General features: G+C 47.4%; 16 protein-coding genes and 1 riboswitch. Of the genes, 3 read left to right on the forward strand and 13 right to left on the reverse strand.

Annotation, left to right across the window (positions count from 1 at the left end):
* The first annotated feature begins 185 nt into the window (after window positions 1-185).
* The 3 genes from ABEW32_RS01845 to ABEW32_RS01855 all read left to right on the forward strand — a co-directional run bounded on the left by ABEW32_RS01845 (window position 186) and on the right by ABEW32_RS01855 (window position 3,663).
* The gene (locus tag ABEW32_RS01845; protein WP_430184170.1) at window positions 186-1,193 is read left to right on the forward strand and encodes an acrylyl-CoA reductase family protein; all 1,008 of its coding nucleotides are present in this window, start codon (window positions 186-188) and stop codon (window positions 1,191-1,193) included.
* Window positions 1,194-1,457: 264 nt separating this feature from the next.
* Window positions 1,458-2,018 carry an RNA polymerase sigma factor gene (locus tag ABEW32_RS01850; protein WP_430184172.1) on the forward strand — a complete coding sequence of 187 codons (561 nt, stop codon included), beginning with the start codon at window positions 1,458-1,460 and terminating at the stop codon, window positions 2,016-2,018.
* Window positions 1,978-3,663: a DUF4179 domain-containing protein gene (locus tag ABEW32_RS01855; protein WP_430184174.1), complete on the forward strand. Its 1,686-nt coding sequence runs from the start codon at window positions 1,978-1,980 to the stop codon at window positions 3,661-3,663. The genes ABEW32_RS01850 and ABEW32_RS01855 overlap by 41 nt, the downstream gene beginning before the upstream one ends.
* 107 nt (window positions 3,664-3,770) lie before the next feature.
* Here the strand turns inward: ABEW32_RS01855 and ABEW32_RS01860 are convergent, their stop codons facing one another.
* The 13 genes from ABEW32_RS01860 to ABEW32_RS01920 form a co-directional block, all read right to left on the reverse strand.
* Complete coding sequence (locus tag ABEW32_RS01860) at window positions 3,771-4,595, reverse strand: carbohydrate ABC transporter permease (RefSeq protein ID WP_430184176.1); 825 nt, start codon at window positions 4,593-4,595, stop codon at window positions 3,771-3,773.
* Window positions 4,595-5,461, reverse strand: coding sequence for a carbohydrate ABC transporter permease (locus tag ABEW32_RS01865; protein ID WP_430184178.1), 867 nt, complete (start codon window positions 5,459-5,461; stop codon window positions 4,595-4,597). Before ABEW32_RS01865 ends, ABEW32_RS01860 begins: the two co-directional genes overlap by 1 nt.
* Before the next feature lie 16 nt (window positions 5,462-5,477).
* A complete protein-coding gene (locus ABEW32_RS01870; protein ID WP_430184180.1) occupies window positions 5,478-6,710 on the reverse strand; it encodes an ABC transporter substrate-binding protein in 1,233 nt (410 codons plus the stop codon).
* 254 nt (window positions 6,711-6,964) lie between these two features.
* A complete protein-coding gene (locus ABEW32_RS01875; protein ID WP_430184182.1) occupies window positions 6,965-7,732 on the reverse strand; it encodes an ABC transporter permease in 768 nt (255 codons plus the stop codon).
* A gap of 12 nt (window positions 7,733-7,744) precedes the next feature.
* Window positions 7,745-8,545 carry an ABC transporter permease gene (locus ABEW32_RS01880; RefSeq protein ID WP_430184184.1) on the reverse strand — a complete coding sequence of 267 codons (801 nt, stop codon included), beginning with the start codon at window positions 8,543-8,545 and terminating at the stop codon, window positions 7,745-7,747.
* Window positions 8,542-9,270, reverse strand: a complete 729-nt coding sequence (locus ABEW32_RS01885) for an ABC transporter ATP-binding protein (RefSeq protein WP_430184186.1) — start codon at window positions 9,268-9,270, stop codon at window positions 8,542-8,544. Before ABEW32_RS01885 ends, ABEW32_RS01880 begins: the two co-directional genes overlap by 4 nt.
* Window positions 9,271-9,601: 331 nt before the next feature.
* Complete coding sequence (gene abc-f, locus ABEW32_RS01890) at window positions 9,602-11,686, reverse strand: ribosomal protection-like ABC-F family protein (RefSeq protein ID WP_430184188.1); 2,085 nt, start codon at window positions 11,684-11,686, stop codon at window positions 9,602-9,604.
* Window positions 11,687-11,789: 103 nt separating this feature from the next.
* Entirely contained in the window at window positions 11,790-11,933 is a 144-nt protein-coding gene (locus ABEW32_RS01895; RefSeq protein ID WP_016822706.1) for an RAxF-45 family protein, read from the reverse strand.
* 80 nt (window positions 11,934-12,013) lie between these two features.
* Entirely contained in the window at window positions 12,014-13,192 is a 1,179-nt protein-coding gene (locus tag ABEW32_RS01900) for an MFS transporter (RefSeq protein ID WP_430184190.1), read from the reverse strand.
* A 68-nt stretch (window positions 13,193-13,260) separates the two neighbouring features.
* Window positions 13,261-13,360: riboswitch (purine riboswitch) on the reverse strand.
* A 55-nt stretch (window positions 13,361-13,415) separates the two neighbouring features.
* Entirely contained in the window at window positions 13,416-14,375 is a 960-nt protein-coding gene (locus ABEW32_RS01905) for an acetylxylan esterase (protein WP_430184192.1), read from the reverse strand.
* A gap of 12 nt (window positions 14,376-14,387) precedes the next feature.
* Window positions 14,388-15,437, reverse strand: a complete 1,050-nt coding sequence (locus tag ABEW32_RS01910) for a glycoside hydrolase family 130 protein (RefSeq protein WP_430184194.1) — start codon at window positions 15,435-15,437, stop codon at window positions 14,388-14,390.
* 42 nt (window positions 15,438-15,479) lie between these two features.
* Window positions 15,480-16,313 (reverse strand): carbohydrate ABC transporter permease, encoded by an 834-nt coding sequence (locus tag ABEW32_RS01915; RefSeq protein WP_430184196.1) that lies wholly within the window; start codon window positions 16,311-16,313, stop codon window positions 15,480-15,482.
* Window positions 16,314-16,315: 2 nt separating this feature from the next.
* Window positions 16,316-17,200, reverse strand: a complete 885-nt coding sequence (locus ABEW32_RS01920) for a carbohydrate ABC transporter permease (protein WP_430184198.1) — start codon at window positions 17,198-17,200, stop codon at window positions 16,316-16,318.
* Between the last annotated feature and the right edge of the window lie 41 nt (window positions 17,201-17,241).

Here is a 17,241-nt window from a genome sequence, read left to right on the forward strand (position 1 = left end):
ATCCATAATCCGGTATTTTCGACGTGATTATAAGCTAAAGGGTATAATAGATTGAGAGCTTGTGAGCATTGCCGCTGACAGGCTATGCAGATTTGTTGTATGCTGCATAAGCATAATTTGTATATTAGAGATGGAATATATAGGCCATTCATAGGCTTAAATGGTAATAAAGGAGGCTCTTACAGATGACTCAGTCATTTCATGCCCTTGTCGTCGATCAGACGCAGGACGGTGAAGTTCAAGCAGAGGTTCGTTCTTTGGAAACTGGCAGTTTACCTGCTGGAGAGGTATTGATTCGTGTCGCTTATTCCAGCATCAACTATAAAGATGGGCTTGCCGCCCGCAAGGATGGCAATATTGTCAAAGCCTATCCATTCGTACCCGGCATAGATTGCTCGGGAACCGTCGTCTCTTCGGAGGATAGCCGCTTTAGCGAAGGACAAGCGGTACTCGTTACCGGGTACGGGCTGGGTGTGTCCCAATTCGGAGGATTCAGCCAATATGCGCGAGTACCTGCGGACTGGGTGGTCCCGCTCCCAGACGGACTCACGCTGAGAGAGGCGATGATTTTCGGGACAGCCGGATTCACCGCAGCCTTGTCATTATATCGGCTGGAGCAAAACGGCGTTGCGCCGGAAAAGGGTAAGGTCCTCGTCACCGGTGCGACAGGTGGCGTAGGCGGTGCTGCCATTACCTTGCTGCACAAGAGGGGCTACCATGTCGTAGCCAGCAGTGGCAAGGCTGATTCGCATGATTACCTCAAGGCGCTCGGAGCAGTCGAGGTTATTTCGCGTGAGGAGGTCTACGACGGTGGCGAGAGCATCCGACCGCTAGGCAAGCAGCTTTGGCAAGCAGCTGTTGATCCTGTAGGCGGAAAGCCGCTCGCTTCGCTGCTCAGCCAGATCACCTACAACGGCTCTGTTGCTGTGAGCGGCCTGACAGCAGGCACCAAGCTGCCTACGACGGTACTGCCGTTTATTTTGCGCGGTGTAAATCTGCTGGGCATAGACTCTGTCTTCTGCCCCTATGACACCCGCGTAGCGATCTGGAAGCATCTCGGCAGTGATTGGAAGCCGGAGCAGCTAGAGCAGCTCGTTGAGCGCGAAATCAGCTTGGCTGACCTGCCAAGCGCACTCGAAGACATCCTCGCAGCCCGTTCTCAGGGTAGAACAATTGTACGGCTAGCTGATTAAGCAAGAGTATGCCCGCAAACTATCCGTTGACGTGCTCTTGCGCGAAAGAGTGCTCATCCCGTAGGGTCTAGCGGTCTAGCATTGAAACATACAAGAAGCCTGTAAATCTGCAGTTTTGAGATTTACAGGCTTCTTTTTTTATGTGGTACATTGGAGAAAAAATGGACACATTCGAAGTAGACGATTTATTTTTCATAACCAAATGAACCTTTTGAGGACTCCAGTTGTTATATAGATAAACTGCACGAGAAAGGAGAGCCATCATTGCAAAGTAATCGAGAGTTGTTTGATCTGTATCAACGGGATGTATACCGAACCTGCTACTACATGGTCCATAACGCCTCGGATGCAGAGGATTTGACGCAGGAAGTGTTTATTACTCTGTTTCACAGCAATCGCGAGCATATCGAGCAACTAAAAGCCTGGATCATGAAAGTTACGGTCAATCATTGTCTGAACCATCTTAAACGCCAAAAAAGCCTGCATTTGAAGGTATCGGCTAATCCCCATCTCTTTACTGGAACAGAAGGCAAGCCTGTGGACAGGCAGGTGGAGGAACGCGAGTCGGCTGAGGAATGGGCCGTTTACATGAACCGCCTTCCGGCCAAAATCTGCGCTGTGCTGACACTTCGCTACATGCACGATTTTACGCTGGTGGAAATATCCAAATTACTGGAAATTCCACTAGGGACCGTCAAATCCAGAACACACAAAGGGCTAAAGTTAATGGAACAAATACTGCGGGAGGCTGGCGCACAGATTCCCAAGCTGGAAGGAGAGAACCATGAACAACGTAGAAAAGGCATTGAAGCGCAAGTTAAATGATGATTCGGAATTGGCTTATCCTAACTTTGATGAGATGTGGAATCGGATGGAACAGGCAGGACATACCGCCCCTACGCTAACCGACGCTTCCGATTCATTCACTCCGCACCGCCATAGAAATTGGCGGAAAATAGCTATCGCCGCCTCGCTGAGCGCACTCCTCGTTGCCGTTCCCGTCTATGCCGCCATCCATTATAACTGGGGCAATCTGCTGCACGGAAGAAGTGGAATTGAGACGGCGTTAGCTCAAGACCTGGGGCAACCGTTGGAGCAATCCGTAACCAAAGACGGAGTGAAGCTGACGCTGCATACCGCTATTGTCGATGAGAACCGGACCGTGATTCTGTACAGCCTGGAGATCGGAAAACGCGCAGACAACGAATTTTGGAATGTCAAAGGTGTATCGCTTAAAAATGCTGCGGGAAAAAGCAGTGCAGGAGAATATAACTTTCAGCAATGGGACCCGAAAAATCAACGGTACAACGGATACTTTGAAAGTGACTGGACACCGCAGCAAGAAACAGAGAACGTACGGCTGAACGTAGATCATATAGAGCTCACCAGCATTCAGGAACTAGAATTGCCGCTCGATGTCACATCGCCTCAGATGCAGACATTCAAGCTGGATCGTAACGGCTTACAAGATATGAAGGTACAGGTATTTCAACAAGGGAAGGATAAGCTGATGCTGTCCTCGGCAATCACCTTCGATACGTCGATACCCAAGAGATGGGATAATCCGCAAATCGTTGCTTACCAAGGCGGCAAGCCTGTGATGTCGCAGCCTGGGGGGACTTTTGGCAAACCCGGAGATAACGGGGAGTATACAGCCCAGCAGTATTTTTCTAAAGCAGATATACCGGAAGGACAGACTGCTTTCAAACTGCAATATGCGCAAACCAAGAAAAGTATACATGAACCCATAAAATTCGACCTGCAGCTAAGCAAGAAGAAGATGGAAAGCGGGACGATTAAAAGTGTGCTGAATACCCCATTGGAAAAAGACAATCGGAATGTTTTGCTAAAACAAATGATTGTCACACCCACACAAATCCGTGTCACGATCAGAAGCAAGGAGAAATTCGCCATGATACCTTATCAAAAGTACTTTCTGTCTGTGAACGGCACAACGTTAGAGGGTAACCGTTGGTCTTCACCTAATCAGGAACACGATCTGTACACGATCCGTTTTGAACGACCAGCCCATCTTGTGATTACCAAGGATACTCCTATTACATTTACAGGAAAATACAAGGTTACGACCCATTCGGATGACAAAACGCCCCGGCGTTTAACTGATATTTCGGACCAGAAGCAGACGCTAACCACGCAAATCGGTGGCTATCCTGTGAAATGGACCTATTACAAACAAGGGGCAGATTTGTTTGTGGAAACAGAGAGCGAAGATGCTCGGTTTGGAGGGATTAACCAGACGCATATTGGCCTGGATAAAGAGCGGATCATTGGCAAGCCGATCACAGCCAATTTCGCCGGAGATGGCAATAACAAGGCAGTGGATGTCTACAAGAATTTCAAAGGGAAGGAAGCTTCTATCTATATGTTCTACTACACGACGGACGACCCGGAAGCAGAGACAACCGTACCCTTGCAGCCACTGACAAGCAACAGCAAAGCATCTAAATAGCAACGCTATAAAAAGAGGGGTCTCTATACCTGTGTGAACCATGGCATAGAGATCCCCTTTTTATTTTCCTAGGAAGGCACGTCTCCCTGAAATGATTGGCTCCCGCCCTACTTCACAGAACCTTGCGTAACACCATTGATAATCCATTTTTGAGCAATCAGGTAGACAACAATCATCGGCAACAAGGCCATCAAGTACGAGGCAAAGGCCAGATTAAAGTCGGTATTGAACTGCCCCTGGAACACATACTGAACAAGCGGTAGCGTATATTGCTCCGCATCGCTGATAATAATGAGCGGCAGCAGGAAGTCGTTATAGGTAGACAGACAAGTGAGAATCCCCACCGTAGCACTAATCGGCGCCATCAGCGGGAAAATAATGCGCCAAAAAGTACCCCATGTCGTCGCACCATCTACCGTGGCTGCCTCTTCCAATGCCACCGGAATGGAGCGAATATAACCGACATACACGAAGACATTAAACGCCAAACCATACACCGTATGCAGCATAATGAGACCCAACAGATTAGTCATATGAAGGCCCGAGGCCAGTTTTACAATCGGCAGCATGATGATCGGGAACGGAATAAACATGGCGCTCACAAAGTAAAAATATAATCCCTTGAAGAAACGCCGCTGCATATTACGGGCAATCGCATAAGCAACCATGGAATTGGTGAGCAAAGTGAGTACGACCGTCGATGTCGTCACCATCACACTATTCCGAAAAGCACTGAAAAAATTAGTCATTTCCACTGCACGACTAAAGTTTTCCCAATGCAGCTCAGTCGGAAAGGCAAAGGCGGAATGCGCCATCTGCTCAGGATTTTTAAGCGCAATCGTCACCGTCATATAGAGAGGGAACAAGATAAATATTGTCCCCAACGCTACCAGAATCAGCACAGGCCAGTTGGTACGTCTGCTTGCTTTCATCAGTTATCCATCTCCCTTCTTTGGAGGAATCGCAGCTGTAAGATGGAAATGATCGCGATCACAATAAAGTAAATCACGGAGTTAGCCGACTGATAAGCAAATTCTCCGCCTCTAAAGCCCCCGGTGTATATCAGATGAGAAATCGACTGCGTGGCCCGTCCTGGTCCGCCATTCGTCAAGGCCACGATCTGATCGAATACCATTAGAGAATTTTTCATCGCCAATACCATATTGATCGTAAAAAATGGAGCAATCAATGGAAAGGTAATGCTCCAGAATTCGCGCCATTTACCTGCACCGTCCAGGTTGGATGCCTCATACAGACTAGTCGGAATCGTTTGCAGTCCTGCCAGATAGAGAATCGTATTAAAGGCAATGCCCTGCCATACGGCTACGATGACCACCCCCACCCAAGCCAACTGCTCGCTACCCAGGATATTCGTCGATAATGAACTGATGCCCAGGTTTTGTCCCCAAATCGTAAACACGTTCGAGAACAGGTAATTAAATATGTAACCTACAATCAATACGCTCAAAATATTAGGCAAAAAATAAATCCCCCGAAAAAAGTTGCGAAACCGTATTTTAGCGTTCAGACCCATGGCAATCAACAAGCTGAGAATATTAATCGCAATGGTAACCACAATCGCAAATTTGAAAGTAAACCAGTAAGCATTACCCACATTGTCGTCCTGAAACAAATTAATATAGTTCTTAAATCCGACAAAGTGATACTGATGCCCGAATCCATTCCAATTGGTAAGCGAATAATAAAATCCCTGCAAGGCAGGTAAGGTCAAAAATACAAAAAACAATAACACCGCCGGCAGCGTCATCCAGTAAAAAGTCGTCAGTCGCTTATTCATGTCTCATCCTCCTCCCCTATCGGCGGTTAGCTACCTTATTCCACTCACGGTCGAGCTTGGCTAGATAGGCGTCGATATCTCCGTTTTGCAGGAAAGCCTGCACAATAGAATTCAATTGGACCGCTTTGGGAATATAATGATCGGCAAAATCAATGACACGGCCTGATTTAAAATACGGCAGCAGCTCTGCCACACTCGGATCATCCTGCGTGACTCCCTTCACCGCTGAAAACAATGTTTGTTCCGTAATGTATTGCTTGCTGTTCTCCGGCTTCAATAGGAAGGCAATGAACTCTTCAGCTTCCTTTTTATGCGGCGTGCTTTCCGAAACGGCCAATAGCGTATCTATACCAGACACCAGCTTGACCGCCTTTGCGTCGTTCCCTGTGGGGAATGGGAAAAATCCGAGTTCCACTTTCGGGTTAGCTTTGCGAATTTCAGATATAGCCCATGAGCCCTGAATGTACATCAGTCCCTGTCCGTTAGCGAAAGCACGGTTACCGTCAGCATAGTTTTTGCCAAAGTTATCACTATGTCCGTATTTCAGTAGCTCCAGTTGCTTTTCCGCAACCTCGCGGTACTTGTCCTGAAAGGTGACCTGATTCTCACGCCGTTGCAGAAAAAAATCAATACCCACCAGGTTCGGACCCAGTGCGTTAAAAGGAAGGTTCGTTTGCCAATCATCTTTATATGTAAAATAGAACGGGATTTTGCCAGCAGCCTTGATTTTTTGCGCCGTTGCAATCAACTCATCCCATGTTTTGGGCACCTGTAATCCCATTTCCTTAAAAAGCGTCTTGTTATACATCACACCATTCGCATTCGCAGCATAAGGAATTCCATACACAGGATCGACCCCGGTCACATCCTTCAGCATTTTGAGGTAAATCGGGTCCACCGTACGCGGTAATTCTGTATTCGCCAGATCCGTAAAAATACCGCTTTGCGCCAAAATGGAGTAGGTATCGGTGGCCCCAAGCCCCACAATGTCAGGTACATCGTTTTTGACCACCCGGGTCAATAGCACCGTTTCTGCCTCTGGCGGATTGACCTGTGTCACTTCAATATCGGGATGTTCCTGATTGAATTGTGCGATCAGCTTGTCGAATGAACCCTTGGCCTCCGGCTTGTTTTGGAAAAACTCAATTTGCACCTTGCCTGAAGCGTCACTCCTATTGCATGCGCTTACAATAACCGCTAGCAGCAAGATCGCCGCTAGTGTAGATAGCTTCTTGATCCCATTCCACATGCTCATACCTCCTTTTCCCCTATGTCAATCTATGCGGGACTAGACAATTAATACCCGTCCTTTGCAGAAAAGAAACGATACACCGCATTTCCACATCACAATGGGAACCCTTATATTGGATTTAATACACAAGCCTATCTAGCACTGCCGCACGAATTCCAACAACATGCGTATAAAAAAAGATCCAGGTAACCTTCAAAAGGTTACCTGGATCTTTTTTGCTTTTATAATGTTTAGGTTGCAAAGTCTTATTTCTAAACAATCTTTTTTTGCCATTGTGTAAAACTAACCATCATGCAGGCTATAATCATTCCTCCTGCACACATCCAAAATTCAAATGAGTTGTCAACCCTTAGAGCAAGCAATATTTCTCGAAATGGATCCATAAACATAATGAGTGGCCTAAACAACTCGAAGAGAAATACGGATAAGATAAGAATCACTATATAGGCAAATAACGGTCGTGACACAAATAAACATATAGCGCTACTCAACATGAGCTTTGCTAGGCAAACCAGCGTTAATACCAAATAAAACGCAAGTATGTAGGGGATAGCATCCGACCGGAGAGAAGCAATAGATGAACCATATTTAAAAAAAGTAGAGCTGTGCGGAAAAAATATCCATCCAGCGATTACACCTATAAGCAAGCTTGTTCCTATGAAAATGACTGTCGAGGCTGATAGTGCGAGCAACTTGGCGAGCCAGAACTTAAAACGTCGATACGGTCGTATCATATACAGCCTATAGGCTCCAGAATAGAGATCCCCGCTTAATTGATCTACATACAGAATGGGCAGGATTGCTGTAAGGAGAAATAAAGCAGCCTCACTCATCATCAGCCACGGCAGGTTGAGATTATTTACGACCACAGTTCCTTCACCAAAACGTAAGACCTTCGTACCCGTTACTTTATGACTCCATATAATTGCAATTACGATTAATATATAGGCTATATATAATAAAAAAGTGGATTTACGATTCCAAATTCGTTCCATTTCACTTCGCCAGATTCCTAGCACGAGGAAATCCTCCTAATATAGATAGTCATCGGTCACAAAACGGCGGTATGCCCCCCAAGTAAAAAAGATAAGATATAGACTAACAACAGTGATAATCGCTCCATTCACAGACGAATTCCCCATTAAGGACCTATCTAGTCCTGTATGCTGCATATATGGAACAATCATAAATGCAATCACATTGTATAAGTAGGGGATATGAGAAACCAAAGCAGCCAATTTTAAATACAATGAATCAAATAACAGTGAGCCCAGATTGTATACCATGCAAACACCAATTGCATACGTTACACTCTTGCTGTACATAGCAACAAAGCAGTATAAGGAGCTTATCGCTAATAATGAGGCAAGTGCCCAACCATAGTATTCAAGCATCTGCAATCCCTGAGATCCAGACAGCCCCTCATCACTTATATTATATGAAAGAGTCCATACTTCAACGATCACCTGCGAGGATACTGCAAATGCCATGAGAAGAAACAAGATAGATGTATTCAAAACCAACAGCTTGCTCCAGAAAATCTGACCGCGGGTAAACCGGCGCATAAACAACAAACGCAGTTGCCCGCTTCGAAATTCCTCTGTGTATACAGCAGCCGCTAAAGCAGCCACAGCTATATTACATGCTAAAAACAAATTCTCACGCAGACCCGTAACGACAAAGTTTAAGGATAATACCTCTACAGGAATCTTCATCGTGCGCAAGAAATATACTCCTGTCGAACAGGCTAGCATTGGTGTACATAATACCAAAAGCCAGAACCATTTCCGTCTCCATAATCGCTCGAACTCGCTGTATATTAATTGCTTCATAGTCCCATTAACCCCATAAAAGCGTCCTCCAGACGTTGGCCTTCCTTGATCAGCTGATCAGCTGGCCCCTGCCAAACTAGCCTGCCTTCTTTAATTACGATGAGTTCATCGCACATCTGTTGCAATTCATCCAGTAGATGACTGGAGATAAAAAAGGCATAATTCGCTGAAGCACGCAGCTGAAGCACAATATCTCGCAACTCTCTCATCCCCATGGGATCAAGACCGTTGGACGGTTCATCCAGCAGCAGCAGTTCAGGAGCACCTAGCATGGACTGCGCAATGCCTAGTCTTTGCTTCATTCCGAGAGAATAGGTTTTCACCTTGTCATCTGCTCGTTTTTCTAATCTCACCTTTGTAAGTAATTCTTCAATATGTTCCTCCCGATCAGAGGGTGCAATTTCAGAGTGCAGCCGTGACAAGTTGCGCAAAACCTGCCTACCTGTCATATAATCAAAAAAGACCGGAGATTCAACGATGGCCCCTACCTTGGATAGCGCCTTTTCCCGATCCGTGTGCACATCATATGAAGCTATCTTTACAGAACCGCTGGTTGGCTGCATTAATCCAGTCATGATTCGCATCATTGTGGTTTTACCGGCCCCATTAGGTCCAATAAATCCATATATCTTTCCTTTTTGAAGCTTAAAAGAAACACGATCTAACAAATACCTTTTTCCCATTTTTCTCGTCACCTGGCTAACCTCCAGCAAGGAGTCCGACATACTATTTCCCCCATCCATAACGAATCGTAAAATAGTCGCAACGCGGGCATTAGATATATAAGATGTCTATCGATGATGTAAACTTCAGTTAACAATGGTCCATATTAACCATACAGTTTAAAAATATCACATGTTGCGAAATGTAAACGGTTCACTTTATATGTAAAATAAAAAGATAATAATTTATTAATATCAAATTATTTAAATATATGGTTATTCTATTTTCACTCACTCTCTTTACCATACAAAAATAGCCCCTCAGCAGGCGTGCTACCTCAGGGCTATCCTTTAATGCAAATATACATTGCTGGCCCAGCAACCAGCCTATCATCTAATCCAGTTCAACCCACTCGCCAAGCAGCGCATCCAGCTCCGCTTGCAGCTGCTCGCGGGCATTCCACAGCTCCGCCATGCGCGCTGTGTCGCTGCTTGTGCCGAGTAGCTCCAGCTCGGCATCTGTCGCCGCCAATGCAGCTTCCTTGGCGGCAATCGCACGCTCCAACCGCTCGCGCAACGCAGCGGGATGGCGAGATGGCTTCGCGGCCTTCGCTCCGTGTGCCCCACTCCAGGCATCGGGCGTCCCCAAGTGACCTGCCGCCCCGGAGCGAGCGCAGCTCGCATCGGCTCCCGTGGTCGCTCTTATCCGCGCAGCCGTCCCCGTGCCACGGCTGGCTGAACCCGTAGACGCAGCCGAACCCGCGACCGAGCCGCCACCAGATGCGGCTCTACTTGCAGGTGCCGAACGTACTCCTGCATCCGCCTCGCTCAGCAGGCGGGCGTTATCCAGCTCCCTCTTCTTGGCGCGGTATTCATCAAAGCCGCCCAGATAAAAGGACAGCTTCCCATTTTCCAGCTCCCACACGCGCTCAGCCAACTTGTTCACAAAGTAGCGGTCATGGGAAATCGCCAGCACCGTTCCCGTGTAGGTGCTCAGCGCTTCCTCTAAGGCCTCGCGGGAGTCGATGTCCAAGTGGTTGGTCGGCTCATCCAGCACCAACAAATTCGGCTTTTTCATAACCAGCAGCGCCAGCCGCAGGCGGGACCACTCCCCACCGGACAGCATGCTCACGGGTTTAAACACATCCGCACCATAAAATAAATACTTCGCCAGCTGTCCGCGTGCCTCGCCTTCTTCCAGCCCGGCTTCCTCCTTGAAGTAAGCAAGCACCGTCGCCCGGCTATCCCGTTCTCTCTCTTGCTGCGCCAAATATCCGTACTCGACGCGCGCACCCCATTGGACCGTGCCTGCATCTACACCTTCCTGACCAAGCAATAGCTTGAGCAGCGTCGTTTTGCCTGTGCCGTTATCGCCCAGCAAGGCTACCTTTTCACCAAATTCCAGGCTGCCTGTTGCCCCGTTTAATATTTGACGTTCTCCATAGGCTTTGGTGATGCCCTCGAATTGAAGCACCCTGCGACCGGAACGATCCTCCAGCTTTAAGTTAAATTCCGCTCCCTGCGGGTCCAGTACAGGCCGCTTCACCAGCTCCATTCGTTCGAGCGCCTTGCGGATGGAGGCTGCCTTTTTGAAAAACTTCTCATTGTCGCCATTGCGTCCCCACTCTTCCAAACGCCGAATGGCCTCCTTCATCTTTTTAATCCGCTTTTGCTGTTCCTTATAATCCTCAAATTGCAGCAGCAGACGTTCTTCCTTCTCCTTGATGTAGCCGCTGTAATTCGTATAGTACGTAAAGGCCTCGCCGTCCTCTAGTTCGATTATTTTACCAGCAACTCGATCCAGAAAATAACGATCATGAGATACAACCACACACGCACCTGTGTAGCCCTGCAAAAATTGCTCCAGCCATTCCAGTCCTTTCAGATCCAAATGGTTGGTTGGCTCATCCAGCAGCAGCAAATCCGGTCGTCCAATGAGCTGTGACGCCAGCGCTATTTTTGTTTTCTCTCCGCCTGAAAGTGATCCAAAGTTGCGCGTATACATAGCTCTGGGAATACGTAGCCCATCCGCTACCTGATCTATATTGGCATCTATTTCGTAGCCGCCGTTACGCTCAAAATGCTCCTGTAGGGAAGCATATGTTTGCAGCAGCTTTTCCAAAAGCCCCGGATTCGCCGCCACCATCGGATCAGACATTTCTCGTTCCAGCGTGCTCATCTGGTTACGGCAATCCCGCAGCTCACGATAGGCGTAAGCCAGCGGTTCATATACGGTGAAGCTATCAAACTCCGCCGGGATTTGCGGCAGGTAACCGATTCTCGTATCCTTGGCGATGACGAGCTGCCCTTCATCCGGGTGGGACAAGCGTGCAATTAGGCGTAATAAAGTCGTTTTGCCGCTTCCGTTGCGACCGATAAGCCCCACCTTTTCTCCCTTATGGATATCAAACGTTGCACCATCCAAAATCAGGTTGGCAGCGTGGTATTTTTTCAATTGTTGACCGTTTATAATATGCATGTTCAGGCTCTCCTTTATTTAGGAAGACCCTTACCCGGGTAACACAAAAAGAGCCGCAGGAGCAACCCCGCGACTCTTCGGAAGATATAGCAATCCGTTCGAGTTAAGGTAGGCGTCTTCTCGCGATGTTTACAACCGTATGATTAAAATTGGACAGACTTCTCCCGTTGTATGGAAAAGCATGAACAATGCCAGCCATAGCAATCGGCAGCTGGCTAATACGGTTGTTCAGCATCTCGTGATTCACCTACCTCACCTCCTTCTTCATAATTGTGTGTAGTATAGCATGTTTTCTCGTATTATAAAAGAGGGCGATAGCCTATCGCACTATGAAACAGAATGGTGTCCTCTGACTGTCTGCGATGTCCCCGCTCTGGTAATGGAAAATACGCCGCAGACAAAGGCAACAATCACAAATGCCCCGCCTACCCAAGCGTTGGTGGCAACAGACTCGCTATTCTCAATCACTGCCCCTCCCAAGGCAGAACCAAGAGCAATCCCAACCTGAAGTGCAGAGAAATTAAAGCTTTGCTGAATGCTGCCCGATTCGGGTGCATTTTCAATAAGATAGCTTTGCATCGGGGGCGACAAGGCCCAGCTCAAAATCCCCCAGATAATCAGGAGTGGTGCAAACATATACATCGAGTGAATCGAGAACGGCAGCAGGAACATCACGGCGATAAACACACCCACGACGATTAGAATGCTTTTCGCTGTGCCGAATCGGTCCGCCAAAGAACCGCCGATAAAGCCGCCGCTCACTGCCGCCAGGCCAAAGACGAAGTAGGCTGCACTCACCCATGAGGCGTTCAAACCCATGAGGTTTTCCAAAAATGGTGTGAAATAAGCATACAACGTGTAGTGCCCTGCTAATGTTAATGTGGTTACCAGATGAGCACTGATCACTTTAACGTTTTTCAGGGACTTCAACTGCTCACGCATAGGCACAACGTGTTCCGTTGGAATCCGCTCCATAAACAAATTCATAATGATCATAGAGACTACCGTCAACAAGGCAATAATCAGGAAAAGCACCCGCCAGCCAAACGCATTTCCAATCAGCACCCCGGCTGGGATGCCTAGCACGATAGAGGAACTGACCCCCATGGAGATTACACCGAGGACGCGGGCCTGATAAGCTTTGGACACCACTTTAACCGCAATGGTCAGTGACAATGTCACGATCAACGACCCACTGGCAGCAGTAATGATACGAGATATAAACAACACAGCATAGTTCGGACTCCAGAAAGCCAGCAGACTTCCCAGGATAAAGATAAACATCGACCACAAGTACAGTCGTTTTCGTTCAACTTTGGCGGTTAACGCTAACAAAGTCGGTCCGGCGATAGCGTACACGAGCGCATAGATCATGATTAGCTGTCCTGCCGTGCTTACAGAGACATTCAGATCCTGTGCAATCTGGGGCAGCACGCCCCCGATAATCAACTCCACCAGACCTACCGTAAAGGTCGCAATGGTTAGAATAGCTACTTTGAAGTTCATTACATTAGCTCCTTTGCTGTCATGTAAATCCCTCGTAACACGCAAAAAAATCCTGACCACAAGAAATGTACAAGACGTACACTTTTTGTAATCAGGATTTATCGGTTCCTGGTAGAGACCCTCAAACCATATTATTGAGGTTATACAAATGGGGCATTCATTTATTACGCTTCACGAAGGTTATAGCTATTACTATAAAGGAGCCCTTGGTTAAGTTCAACCCCTACAGCTTCAAAAATTCGCTCATGGCTCGATCCGATAGATAGGGTAAATACTCATGACCGTATTCATGATACAGGAGCATCTCCTTGTTAGATACGATTTTATTGTACACTGCAAACTGTGTGGAAGGTGGGCAGATGATGTCCGACAGCCCCGTCACAAACAACACACGACCACGAATCCGATCTGCCAAATGTTGAATATCGATGTAGCCTAAGCGGTTAAACACTTCGTCCTCACGTACATGATTGGGATCAAACCAACGAAAATAATATACCAATTCCTCGTATGCAGATGTCGTTGCATCCAGTGCCCAGGCCCTTTTATAGTCTGACAGGAACGGATATACCGGGACAGCCACACGGACACGCGGCTCCAATGCAGCGCAAGCAACCGTCAGCGCCCCGCCTTGGGAGCAGCCAAATGCACCGATACGTTCAGGGTCAACTTGCTCCATAGACATGAGAATGCGCACCGTTTGTACCGTATCCAAAAATACGTTGCGGTAATACAACCGATCCGGGTCCGGGTCGTCAATTCCGCGAATAATCTGGCCGCGAACCGTCGTTCCCTGAACCTGCAAATTGTCCTCGGACAGCCCGCCTTGCCCTCGGCAATCCATGGCCAGCACAGTGAATCCGTGTGCTGCATAGCTCACCTTGTCGAACCAGTCGCCACTGTCGCAGGAATACCCATGAAACATAGCCAAGGCTGGACCTTGTTCCGTAAAATGCTTGGGACGAGCCAGCTTCCCATGAACCCTTGCTCCGCCTACTCCATTGAAATACAGATGGTAACACTCCACCAGCGGAGAGACAAAATCGGCGGGCTCCAGTGTATACTCCAGTGGCTGTTGTTCCAGCTCCTGTAGTGCCCGTTCCCAGTACGTATCAAAATCCTGCGGCTTGGGACTGCTTCCCATATAGGACTGTAGCTGCTGTAAAGACATATCCTCCGGCATGTAAATTTCCTCCTACATCCGGCCTGACTCACGGTCATCTGCGACTACTTCATCCGTTGCGACGACATACTTCATAATGTCAGCTACTGTCGTGTATGCGATACCTACATACGTATCAGCGGCTCCATAATAAATAGCAATTCTTCCAGTGTCCGCATCATGCAGTGTAGCACACGGGAACACCACATTTGGCACAAAGCCCCGTTCTTCGTACCATTCCTCCGGCGTCAATACGAAGTTGGAGGAACGATATTTAACCTTAGACGGATCATCCAGATCAAGAACGGCTACTCCCATGCTGTATACCAGCCCATTGCACGTACCTGTCACTCCGTGGTAGAACATCAGCCAGCCCTCGGTTGTCTCAATCGGTGCTGGTCCGCCGCCAATCTTCACCGATTGCCACCAGCCCTGGCCACCCTTGCTCATTACATGACGGTGCTTACCCCAATAGACCAAGTCAGGACTTTCGCTCAGGAAAATATCCCCGAACGGCGTATGACCACTGTCACTCGGACGGGATAGCAACATAAAGTTTCCATTTAGCTTGCGAGGCAACAGCACTCCGTTGCGATTAAACGGCAAGAACGGATTTTCCAATCGTACAAAGCTTTTGAAATCCTTCGTTTGTGCGATCCCCAGCGCTGCTCCATAGAAATCTGTGCACCAGATGATATAATACGTGTCTTCCACTCGAACCAGACGCGGATCATAAGCATAATTAGGCTGATACTCATTCCCTTCCTCATCAACCATATGCAAACGTTCCGTTTCAATATCCCAAGCTAATCCGTCATCACTCCAGCCCAGGTGCAGATGTGGGCGTCCATTAATCGTTTCAGCACGGAATATCCCTACAAACCGTCCCTCATACGGGGCTACTGCACTGTTGAAAATACGGGCAATGCCAGGCACCGGATTTCGTCCAATGACCGGGTTTTCCGTATGCCTCCATACCGGGGCCTCGCTGCCTTCCGGCTTATCCTGCCATGGCATTTTGGACAGGCTATCTCCTACAATTCGTACATTACCTACATTCAAATCCACATTTAATTTACTCATACTTGACTCTCCTCTCACCTACACGTTTGATTTTATTTCTTTCTATTTCACTGAGCCCTGTGCAAATCCGTTATAGATATATTTTTGTAATGATAAAAACGCAACCAGCGTCGGAATAATCGCAATGATAATGCCCGCACTAATGACCTCCCATTGCGATCCATAGGGCCCTTTAAACTTAAACAATGCCGTCGATATCACCTGAAGGCTTGTTTTGGGCATATACAGAAACGGGGTGTAAAAATCGTTGTAAATATTAACACCCTTGATAATGATCACCGTCACAATGGCAGGCTTCAGCAGTGGCAAAATAATACGCCAGTAGATGGTCAGATAGGAGGCCCCATCCAGCATAGCCGACTCATCCAGCGCCACCGCGATGGAATCCAGAAACTGAAGGAAAATATACACCGCAATAATATCGGTTCCCAAATACAGTAAAATAGCTGCCCAAGGCGTGTTAAACAGCTCCAGCTTGTTAATGATCTGGAAGGTCGATACCTGTGTCGTCACCCCTGGAATAAGCGTAGCGAGCAGGAACGCACCCAGCATAAGACTTTTACCTTTAAATTTAAAACGATTCAAAATATACGCGATCATGGAACCGGTCAATGTAGCCCCGATGATGGAGATCAGCAAAATAAAAGCTGTGTTCATAAATCCGGTTAGCATGTTTCCATCCACAAAAGCTTTGGCGTAGTTTGCCCAGTTCAGCCAGTTCACCGGGGGAGTCAGAGGACTGGTTGCCGCATATTCAGCCTTCGTCTTCAATGATGCAAACAAAATCACAACAATGGGCAGTAGAGCAATGAACGCACCTAGCAATAGCGCGCCATACTTGATGCTGTTAGCCAGCACTCTTTTTAGCTTATACATAGTTAGTCCTCCTCCCCCCGAATCAGCAACCGCTGAAGCAGCGTAACAGCAATTACGATCAGCAGCAAAACAACCGCCATCGCGGAGGCTAAACCAACCTTGCTGTATTTGAATGCGACATCAATCGTCTGAATGACGAATGTCTTACTGCCGTTGGAGCCACCGGTCATAATGTAAGGAATATCGAATGCACTGATCGCGCCGCTAATCGCCAAGATCAAGTTCAACTGCAAAATTCGCTTGATGGTCGGCAAAATGATAGAGCGGAACTGATGCCAGCGGTTGGCTCCGTCGATATCGGCTGCTTCATATAGATCACTGGATATGGAAGAAATCGCGCCTAGAAACACAATAAAGTTAAAACCCATGTATCTCCAGATCGACGTACCTGACAGCGAAATATTAATAATTTCCGGGTTGCCCAGCCACAGCTTGACATATGAACCCAACCCCACTGCCTGAAGCAGTGTATCGAGGGTACCGTCCGGCTTAAAGAAGAATAGAAAAATAAAACCAATCGCCACCCCGTTCATCAGGGAAGGAAAGAACAAAATGCCTTTAAAGAAATTTTTAAACCAGGTTTGAAAGCTGAGAATGGTTGCAAAATAAAGGGCCAAACCCATCTGTACAAACGTAGCTACAAAGTAATACAGACTGACCTTAAACACCGAGAAATACTCGGGGTCGGTAAAGATTTTGATATAGTTTTCAAAGCCCACATATTCCAGACGCTTACTATAGCCGTTCCAATCCGAAAAGCTGTATTTAAACATATTGATCACCGGCAAGTACGCAAAAGTGACCAGCAGCGCCAGCGGAATAAATGAAAAGGCAACAATAATCGCTATTCTTTGTTTGGAGTAGCTGAGATTCGAAAATTTAAACATGCTGCACCTCCTGGCTATCCGTCCATCGACTGTCAATCAAT

Source organism: Paenibacillus jamilae, from assembly GCF_050482105.1.
In the GTDB taxonomy this organism is placed as follows: Bacteria; Bacillota; Bacilli; order Paenibacillales; family Paenibacillaceae; genus Paenibacillus; species Paenibacillus jamilae_B.

Bases quoted from the DNA above. Each gene is read 5' to 3' on its own strand.
- ABEW32_RS01845 (WP_430184170.1), top strand. From the start codon at position 186: ATGACTCAGTCATTTCATGCCCTTGTCGTCGATCAGACGCAGGACGGT.
- ABEW32_RS01855 (WP_430184174.1), top strand. From the start codon at position 1,978: ATGAACAACGTAGAAAAGGCATTGAAGCGCAAGTTAAATGATGATTCG.
- ABEW32_RS01860 (WP_430184176.1), bottom strand. From the start codon at position 4,595: ATGAAAGCAAGCAGACGTACCAACTGGCCTGTGCTGATTCTGGTAGCG.
- ABEW32_RS01865 (WP_430184178.1), bottom strand. From the start codon at position 5,461: ATGAATAAGCGACTGACGACTTTTTACTGGATGACGCTGCCGGCGGTG.
- ABEW32_RS01870 (WP_430184180.1), bottom strand. From the start codon at position 6,710: ATGTGGAATGGGATCAAGAAGCTATCTACACTAGCGGCGATCTTGCTG.
- ABEW32_RS01880 (WP_430184184.1), bottom strand. From the start codon at position 8,545: ATGAAGCAATTAATATACAGCGAGTTCGAGCGATTATGGAGACGGAAA.
- ABEW32_RS01885 (WP_430184186.1), bottom strand. From the start codon at position 9,270: ATGTCGGACTCCTTGCTGGAGGTTAGCCAGGTGACGAGAAAAATGGGA.
- abc-f (WP_430184188.1), bottom strand. From the start codon at position 11,686: ATGCATATTATAAACGGTCAACAATTGAAAAAATACCACGCTGCCAAC.
- ABEW32_RS01900 (WP_430184190.1), bottom strand. From the start codon at position 13,192: ATGAACTTCAAAGTAGCTATTCTAACCATTGCGACCTTTACGGTAGGT.
- ABEW32_RS01905 (WP_430184192.1), bottom strand. From the start codon at position 14,375: ATGCCGGAGGATATGTCTTTACAGCAGCTACAGTCCTATATGGGAAGC.
- ABEW32_RS01910 (WP_430184194.1), bottom strand. From the start codon at position 15,437: ATGAGTAAATTAAATGTGGATTTGAATGTAGGTAATGTACGAATTGTA.
- ABEW32_RS01915 (WP_430184196.1), bottom strand. From the start codon at position 16,313: ATGTATAAGCTAAAAAGAGTGCTGGCTAACAGCATCAAGTATGGCGCG.
- ABEW32_RS01920 (WP_430184198.1), bottom strand. From the start codon at position 17,200: ATGTTTAAATTTTCGAATCTCAGCTACTCCAAACAAAGAATAGCGATT.